Genomic DNA, 8202 nt, shown 5'->3' with positions numbered 1-8202 from the left:
AAGGAGAATAGGGTGTTTCTCTTAGCTGCCGTTTGTCCGTTCATATCTTCTATCTTTCTTTAAAAGCTCGTCAAAAGTAAAGATAAAAATTCAGATTGCCGCACAAGCGGAACATCTTTTACGGGCAAAGGCGTAAAAATCTTCAATTTAGCGACGGGAAAGAGAGATTCCCGAAATATTGCTGGCTTTAAATAAAAGGGGATAACATCAACGATGATATGCAGGCTCACAGTACAACGGTTTCCCCGTCCTCTGGGATGATAAGGCGTTCCATATCTGCTCCATGATGCCGGGCTTCGTTGCGGAGTATGGTACGGGTAGTCTGGCAATGGTCGATGGCATCCATGTGGACGGCGATAAAGCGGATATTGGCAGGGCACTCGTCCATTATCTGCATTGTTTCGTGTTCATTGGGGATAATCGGGCCGCACTCTTTCGAGAATGGGGGAAGTATTGCGCCACCGCTATTCACGACGATATAGTCCGGACGATGTATGGCTACCGCCTTTTTCGTCATTTCATCCCATACGCAGTCGCCCATGATGTAAACCGTGGGCTGCCCTTTAGCTTTCAGGACATATCCAGAGGAGGTTCCCATCATTTCCGCCAGTTTGCCTCTGCCATGGCTTCCGGCAATCCGCACCAATGTAATTCCATCGACCGTCAGGCTGTCGGGAACAATCGTGGTACGGACAAAACGTTCTTTCACCGCCACCGTGTCATAATCAGCGGGCTGCACATACCAAGGCATCGCTTTGGGAATGGCTTTCTTCGCCGCATCATCGTAATGGTCGATATGGGAATGCGTCAAGAGGACGAAATCCACACCCTCCAACACCTCTTTTACAGGCATGGTGAGGTGTACTCTCGGATTCAGATTTACTCCCAGTGCCGATATGGAACTTCCCTTTTCACTCAGCATTGGATCTACGAGGATGAGCTTATCGGCATAGCTGACTTTCAGCGTCGCATTCCGGATTAGCCGGATGGAACTTCCTCTTTCGGTTGTTTGCGCCTTGACCATCGTTCCGGCGGTCAGGCAAACGAAAAACAAGAATAAAATTTTCTTCATACAATAATTATTGTTCTATGATACATAAAATAAAAGTTGTGTAGGAATGAACGACCGGAATGCTACATCTCCGGAGAGGTCCTTTCGATAGGTACCAATTGATTCAGCTCGTGGAGCGTAGCGGCAATGTCTCCCGGCAGTCCGATGGATTGCCGGGAGATTTCATCCGGTATATACAGCTCTTGGGCAAGGTTCAGGGTGATGTAAGTGGCATAAGGCTCCCTTGCCGTCAGTTGCATGAGCGGCAGCTTTATCAGGCGGTTCCGGCTGCCGATGCCCAGTTCGAGGATGACGAGCCGCTTGCCGTAATAATGCGCCAGGAATTGTTGCAACTCTCCGCTCTTGTCCTCTATGGGCGCATCGTGAAGCATCTGCAGGAACGTGCCCTCCAGTTCAAAGACTTGGGCAGGATGGAAGCCCGACAGTTCAAGATGCGTGTCACCGTTCGTCGTCAGCACAAAGTAGTCCTTGCCGCCCACGAGGGCAAGCAAGTCCTTCATCACTTCGGAAGGGCGATATTCCTCTACCCACTGTTGCACAAGGCGGCGGCAGAACTCCTTCCGGCTCTCCGCATCGGGATAGGGAAAGAAGCATCCTTCGATGACGTTCCTTATCCCGTATCGTTGCCGGAAATCATCGAACCGGCTGCGGAACATCTCGTTGTCGGCAAAGACATGATAACCCTCGGCTATCGAAAGTCCGTTGCTGGCTCCTATCAGCAGGGCGTCTGCATCGGCTATCGCTTGGGCGGCTTTCTGCAGGGTATCAGTGTTTTTATCTGTTCTGTTCATATTTTCTTCCACTTATTTCTCATACAATTCTATCGGCAAGTCGTCCGGATCACGGAAAAAGACGAAACGCTTGCCGGTATATTCGTCCGTGCGAATCGCTTCGTGAGCCACCTGCAGGCGGTCGAGGTCGGCTACCTCCTTGTCGAGATTATCCACCTCAAAGGCAAGGTGGCGCAACCCTGCGGCTTCGGGGCGCGTCGGTCGGGGCGGCGGGGTGGGGAAAGAAAACAACTCTATGACATACTCATCGCCCAAGGCCAAGTCCGCCTTGTAGGATTGTCGTTCGGCACGGTAATGCTCGCTCAGCATACGGAGCCCGAGCACCTGCGTATAGAAGTGGAGGCTGCGCCGATAGTCGGAGCAGATAATTGCTATGTGATGTATCTTGTTCAGTTTCATGGTTGATAGGAATCTTGTTCTACGAGTTCGAGCCGACGGACGATGGTCTGCGGTTTCAATAATGTTCCCGGAGAGAGCACGGCATTTGCCCCGATGCGGCAGCCGTCGCCCACCAGCGAGCCGAACTTCTGCAGGCCGGTTGAAATAGGCTGCCCCTCGTGGTATACAAAGACGGTCTTCTCCGTGCGCTCGTTGAAGTGATTGGCAAGGATGGCTCCTGCCTCAATGTTCACGTCATGCCCGATGATGCTGTCGCCCACGAAGTTAAAATGCGCCATGGCACTGCCTTCCAGCATGACTGTGGTCTTGATTTCGCAACTGATGCCGACTTTCGCTCCCGGTGCAAGGAAAACGCCATTGCGCAGGTAAGAATTCGCCCCCACGAAACAACCGGCGGAAATGACGGCAGGCGCCTTGATGGTCACGTTGTGTCCGATGACCGCAGTCTTGTGAATGGCAACGCCGTCATGGATTTCGTACCCGTCGCCCAATGTCTTGATTACAGCATCGAGGATGCCTCCGAGGCGGGCGATGGTGTCCCACGGTCTATCTTTCGCAAGCGGAAACGCCGTCGGGGTGGTAATGTATTCTTTTATCATATCCTGATTGTTAATAAACTCTTGATGGGTTAAATACTTCCGTTGCATTCAGGCTCGCCACTCCGTCCGTCGGCTTGCCAAGCAGTTGCTTCAGGGTGACGGCAATGTCGTCCTGAATGCCGATGCTCTTCTTTGCTATCTCCTGCGGAACAATGGCGTGCTGGGGATTGATGGTGACGTACGTGGCACGTGGCCACTGATAGACCATGTTCATGAACGGTTCCTTGATGAACATCGGCGTCATCATGCCCACACCCAACTCCAGGAACAGGGTGTTCTTGTGTACGCACGTTTGCAGGAAGTCGCGGTATCGCTTCATCTCTTTCTGATAATACGCCCCTTCGAGGAAGGTGTAGCCACGCACCCACGGCTCCATCTCGCTGCCGCAACGGGGACAGCGGGGAATCAGTTCATCGGGCAGGGCATCGTTCTCGATGTGGCGGCACAGTTCAAAGACTTGCTCCTTATTATAATAGATGGCATCGTGGCAGGGCATGCCACACTGGAAGTAGCGCGAATCGCCCTGAATACGGGTTATCTTCTCGTCGGGAAAGGTGCGGAAGAACTGGGCATCCTGATTGGTGGTGGCGATATAGTAGTTCTTTCCGGCAAGCAATTCCGCCAAGTCCTGATACGGTTCGCCGGTATAACATTCGTACTGGTAGCGGGTGCTGCGCAGTATCATCGCCCAATGCTCTCCGCGCGTGGTCTTCCGGCAGTAGAAGGCATCGAAGTGGTTGTGGAAACCGTATTTGTCTTCCAGGCTGCCGGCTATCATGCGGAACACGTCATCCCGCTGGTAGTAGAACTTGAAGCCTGCCGCGGCGGACATTCCCGAAGCACCGCCCACCACGATGGCTTCCGCCTCGTCTATCTTTTTCTTCAATAAGTCTATCGTTTCTTTTGCAATCATACGTTTCTGTTCTATCTTTTTGTTTCGGAGATGCAAAGGTAGCGGCTTCCGGTAGGGATGCAACTACCAATCTTGCGCGCATCACTACCATTTTGATAAATGAGTCTTGCGAAAAGATGAAGTCACATCATAATAAAGGAGTCATATACAGCGGCAGATAAAGTATGTCATTCTCCATTTTCACATCTAAAGCGTGTAATACAATCCGTTTATGAATCATATTCCCGTATTTCCTCTTTATCTTTTCCAATGAGTTCAAAGTATATTTCTTGCCGGATTTCACTTCGATAGCAGTAACATTATGCCGGCTTGTAGCAATAGCTTTGGAGACCAGAAAATCTATTTCCATCCTCATCTCGGCATCCTCTTTAGAGTACGATGAAAAGAAATATAATTTATGCCCGGCAGCAACAAGCATCTGAGAAACGATGTTTTCGACAAGCATCCCCTCATTGAATTCCAATTTGTCAAACATCAGTTTCTTGTATATTTCAGAACTCGTTATCCCATTTTCATCAAAAGAATGGCTAATAAGCAATCCCGTATCAGCCATATAGCATTTCAGGGTATTTCCGTCACGCGTCAACTTGTATCCTATATTGGGCTCGGTACTACTGAAACAGACATTTACGACTCTTGCGTCAGCCAGCCAAAGGAAAGCTGAATCATAATCACGATAACGTGCTTCTTTTTGCAAGTCACCTATACGGAACTTTTTCTCATGACGTTGAAGCTGGGCAGGTATCTCGTCAAAGATATTTCCCACTTTCGTTTCCAAACCGTCCGCATAATGATGTATGTCGTTTCTGTAGAGATTCAATATGATTCGCTTCTGTCTGTCCACTTGTTCAAAGTCTTTCGTTTCGGCATATTTCAGAACGGCTTGCGGCATGCCTCCGACAATCAGATATTGACGGAACCAAGTCATTGCCTTCCGGTGCATATCGTTGCCCATCGGACGGCTTTTGTCATACTGCATCTTGATTAAATTCATCAAAGTGTCCTCACCCATAGCCCAAAGGAATTCTTCAAAATCCATAGGATTCATTTGTATAGACTCCTCCTCCGACGGAATGGTTATTCCTTTTACATTCTTCCGTATGCTTACCAAAGAACCGGTTTCAATATAATCATATCTTGCGTCTTTTACAAGATATTTTATTGCAGCTCTTGCTTTCGGATAAAGCTGTACTTCGTCAAATACAATCAACGAATGCCGTTCTTTTAAGGAAACGCCCATATACAGACTCAGATACATAAAAAAAGTGTCTAAATCATAGAGGTAATCAGTAAATAAATCTTTTATCTGTTGAGTGGTATTATTGAAGTCTATTATGATGTAACTGTCATATTCATTCTTTGCAAATGCTTCAACGATATAACTTTTGCCAATACGACGAGCGCCTTCAATCAAAAGAGCCGAGTCGCCACATGCTTCATTTTTCCATTTTAAAAGCCTGTCATATATTTTACGTTTCATTTCCATATTAAACCAAGTTAAGTGAGTTACACATATCCGATAGATTCTATACGTGCAAATATACACATATCCAAGGTTTTTGATATGTCAGTATCTACACAAATCCAATATTTATTGTTCTTTTTAACACATTAAGGCAATAACTAACTACTCGATTATCTTTCCGCCTGTACGGAAGCGAGAAACTCGCTGATGGTCTGTCCCGTCTGCTGCTTGAAGAAACGCATCAGGTGGTTCGGTTCCGAGAAGTTCAGCCGGAAGGCTATTTCCTTGACGGAAAGGTCGGTGAACAGCAGGTCGTTCTTCACCTCCTGCAACAGCCTTTGCTTGAGCAGGTGCATGGCAGATACGCCGAACTCGCTGTCCACGGCTTTGTTGAGCGACACGCGGCTGATGCCCATCATCGCGGCATAGTCGTTGACGCGCGTCTTGGTGCAAATGTTCTTCTCTAAAAGCTGCTTGTACTGATAGGCGTAATTATTTTGGGGCGGGGAGAAGGGCAGGTGGAACAGACGGGCATAGCAGCGGTTGAGCTGTAGCAGAAACTGATACAGATATGCCACAATCATGTGATAGCTGTCGGCAACGGGTGTGCGCAGCTCCGTCTTCATGGAGCGCAGCAGCAGGAGCAGCGGCTGCCGGTCTTCATCGTCCATGCAGAAGAAGGTGGGATAATCATTCTGATAGCAATAGAGCAGGCGGTACATGAAGTACTTGTCCGAAAGGAAGTTGTTGATGAACTCCTCCTGAAAGACCAGAAAGGTGTAGTCCAGCCGGTCGATGTCCACATGCCATTCTTGTTGCTGATAGGGCGATATGATGAGTGTCATGCCGTCGTGCAGCTCTATCCTTTTTCCGGCAAGGAGCAAATGTCCGGAGGCTTTGCCGAAGAAGTAAAACTCGAAGAAGTCGGTCTTATAGCGCTTGTTCACATCGAACCATCCGCGCTTTTCCCAACTCTCCGCCGTGTTCAGCAGAAAGTCCACACCACAGGAACTCTTGGTATATTTCAACAGCGAAATCTGCTCCGCCGTCTTGTCGGAGAACACTCCGAAGGTCTCTTTATACTTCATAGCCGTTTCGCATTGGCGCCAAGCGCCTTATTCTTCATGAGGGATTAATGCCTGATTCTTTTTGACGCTGCAAAAATAATTCTTTTTCCCGATATGATATCGCACTCACGTTATGTTAGTTATTTAAGTTTCGCATGTCTTTGACATGCTTTCAGTGAACAAGTTGACCAGGCTACAAGGAGGGATAAACAGCCCTCTGCCTATATATTGCTTTTTAAAGTGATTACAAGGAAAAGCCTTGTAGCCTTGTTTACTGATTACTGAAAGCAAGTTCTTGAACTTGCGAAACTTGAGTTAGTTAAAACTCAGAACCTTTTGAACAAGAAGATGTTCTCTAAGAAAATAATCCTAAACTTAACGAGTAATGAAAAGACTGATAGCATTTGCAGCGATTGCCGCCATTGTGGCAAGCTGCTCCGATGACAACCCTGCGGCAACGCCCGATGAAGCACTGATTACTCCCCCCATCTATACCGAAGTGGAAAACGGCGGCGGGCAAACGCTGCTGACCGGCATACTGACCATTGCGCCGTGCGAGGCCGGCAGTTCCATCTATTACGGCAACTACATCAACGGTATGCGGACTCCGGTCCATGCCTATTATCACATACAGAACGGAATCTTCGACGAGCAGCCGTACACCACGGAACTATCGCTGCCGACAGGTCTCTACAACCTCATCTACTGGGGAACATCCCAAGTAACGGACTCAGCCTATTACAGCAACCCCATCCAAGAGCCCGCCTTCAGCATCGGAAGAGACATGAGCCTGCAAAGCTACGGACTCAGGCAGATGCCGGCAGACACCCTCTACTATCCGGCTTACGACATGCTGCACGCCGTTCAGCCAGCCGACATCGGCACCGAAGTGCTGAGTGCCTCCCTGCAACGGGTGGTGGCAGGCCTGCAAGTCATCGTCAAGAGCCAGGACGGCGAAGCCCTCAATCCGGGCATCGACAGCATTGCCGTGCGCATCACCAACATCTACAGCCAGCTGAACTACTACACCGGGCAGCCGCAAGGCAATGCGTGCACGGTGTCCTTTCCACTGACACTTTCGGCGGACGGCATGCAGATGAGCAATGAAACCGCCATGCTGTTCCCTTCGGCAGGGCTCCCCGTATTCCAGCTGAGCGTCATTCTGAAGAACGGTACCGTCCAGACCTTCCAGCAGACGTTGAGCGCACCACTCGTCGCCAATACCAAACTGACGCTCATGCTATCCATGGGCGACATCTTTTCCGAAGAATCCTCCGGAAACTTCACGGTGGAGAATTGGAATGAAGAGAGCCAGGAGATTAATATACCGACGCTGGGCTGAAGCGCCCGATGATTCGTTCCTTCAAACTCCTGCACGCTTACAAAAAATGAACCCCGAAAGTTCCTTGTTCCTCGAACGCTTCAAAAAGGTATTGGCGTAAGCCTGAACGTATGCATTTGAAGAAGCTTTAAATGGCATTCAAAGTGTCTCTGAATTTAGAGACCTTTACTTGAATCAATAATCAGCAAAAGGAAGCAGCCCCCGCCGGGAGAGAAAAATTTCCGTGGCGGGGCTGCTCATTAAAAAAAGAAAATACTAACTTTGTGATAATCAAATCAACTTGGTCTATTACATGTTGTTAAAACAGCCCCAAATTCACCAAAACTGCGAAAATGAAGAGGAAATACAAGCAAAATAGATAGAACTTTTCTTGTTTTGTTTGGCGATTAGGATTGCAAATAGTATTTTTGTACAGAATTCCCCTCAAATTCGTAATTAACTCGAAGATGGCAACAAAAATACAGCAAATAATACCGCTCTTGATTTGAGAGGTTACTCCAGATTGGCATTCATAAGTTTAATCAATTTAGCGTAGCTTTAAGGTAACTGCTGAA

8 protein-coding genes are annotated in these 8202 nt (G+C 48.4%); 1 reads left to right on the top strand and 7 read right to left on the bottom strand.

Annotated elements, in window-relative coordinates:
* Nucleotides 1–226 precede the first annotated feature (226 nt).
* The 7 genes from BN161_RS12355 to BN161_RS12325 all read right to left on the bottom strand — a co-directional run bounded on the left by BN161_RS12355 (nt 227) and on the right by BN161_RS12325 (nt 6327).
* On the bottom strand, nt 227–1024 hold the full coding sequence (locus tag BN161_RS12355) for an MBL fold metallo-hydrolase (protein WP_044266572.1): 798 nt from the start codon (nt 1022–1024) through the stop codon (nt 227–229).
* Nucleotides 1025–1134: 110 nt separating this feature from the next.
* The gene (locus tag BN161_RS12350; protein ID WP_044266570.1) at nt 1135–1863 is read right to left on the bottom strand and encodes a hypothetical protein; all 729 of its coding nucleotides are present in this window, start codon (nt 1861–1863) and stop codon (nt 1135–1137) included.
* A gap of 12 nt (nt 1864–1875) precedes the next feature.
* A complete protein-coding gene (gloA2, locus tag BN161_RS12345; protein ID WP_044266568.1) occupies nt 1876–2262 on the bottom strand; it encodes an SMU1112c/YaeR family gloxylase I-like metalloprotein in 387 nt (128 codons plus the stop codon).
* Entirely contained in the window at nt 2259–2861 is a 603-nt protein-coding gene (locus tag BN161_RS12340; protein ID WP_044266567.1) for a DapH/DapD/GlmU-related protein, read from the bottom strand. Before BN161_RS12340 ends, gloA2 begins: the two co-directional genes overlap by 4 nt.
* A 10-nt stretch (nt 2862–2871) precedes the next feature.
* Nucleotides 2872–3774, bottom strand: a complete 903-nt coding sequence (locus tag BN161_RS12335) for an SIR2 family NAD-dependent protein deacylase (protein WP_044266565.1) — start codon at nt 3772–3774, stop codon at nt 2872–2874.
* A 127-nt stretch (nt 3775–3901) separates the two neighbouring features.
* Nucleotides 3902–5254 carry an ATP-binding protein gene (locus tag BN161_RS12330; protein ID WP_125910806.1) on the bottom strand — a complete coding sequence of 451 codons (1353 nt, stop codon included), beginning with the start codon at nt 5252–5254 and terminating at the stop codon, nt 3902–3904.
* Nucleotides 5255–5409: 155 nt separating this feature from the next.
* Nucleotides 5410–6327 (bottom strand): helix-turn-helix domain-containing protein, encoded by a 918-nt coding sequence (locus tag BN161_RS12325; RefSeq protein WP_044266560.1) that lies wholly within the window; start codon nt 6325–6327, stop codon nt 5410–5412.
* 364 nt (nt 6328–6691) lie between these two features.
* Between BN161_RS12325 and BN161_RS12320 the strand changes: the two genes are divergently transcribed.
* On the top strand, nt 6692–7648 hold the full coding sequence (locus BN161_RS12320; RefSeq protein ID WP_044266557.1) for a FimB/Mfa2 family fimbrial subunit: 957 nt from the start codon (nt 6692–6694) through the stop codon (nt 7646–7648).
* Nucleotides 7649–8202 lie beyond the last annotated feature (554 nt).

It is taken from the genome of Bacteroides timonensis, assembly GCF_000513195.1.
Classification (GTDB): domain Bacteria; phylum Bacteroidota; class Bacteroidia; order Bacteroidales; family Bacteroidaceae; genus Bacteroides; species Bacteroides timonensis.
The sequence above is the reverse complement of the archived record's forward strand: the minus strand, read 5'-3'. Positions and strand labels throughout refer to the sequence as shown.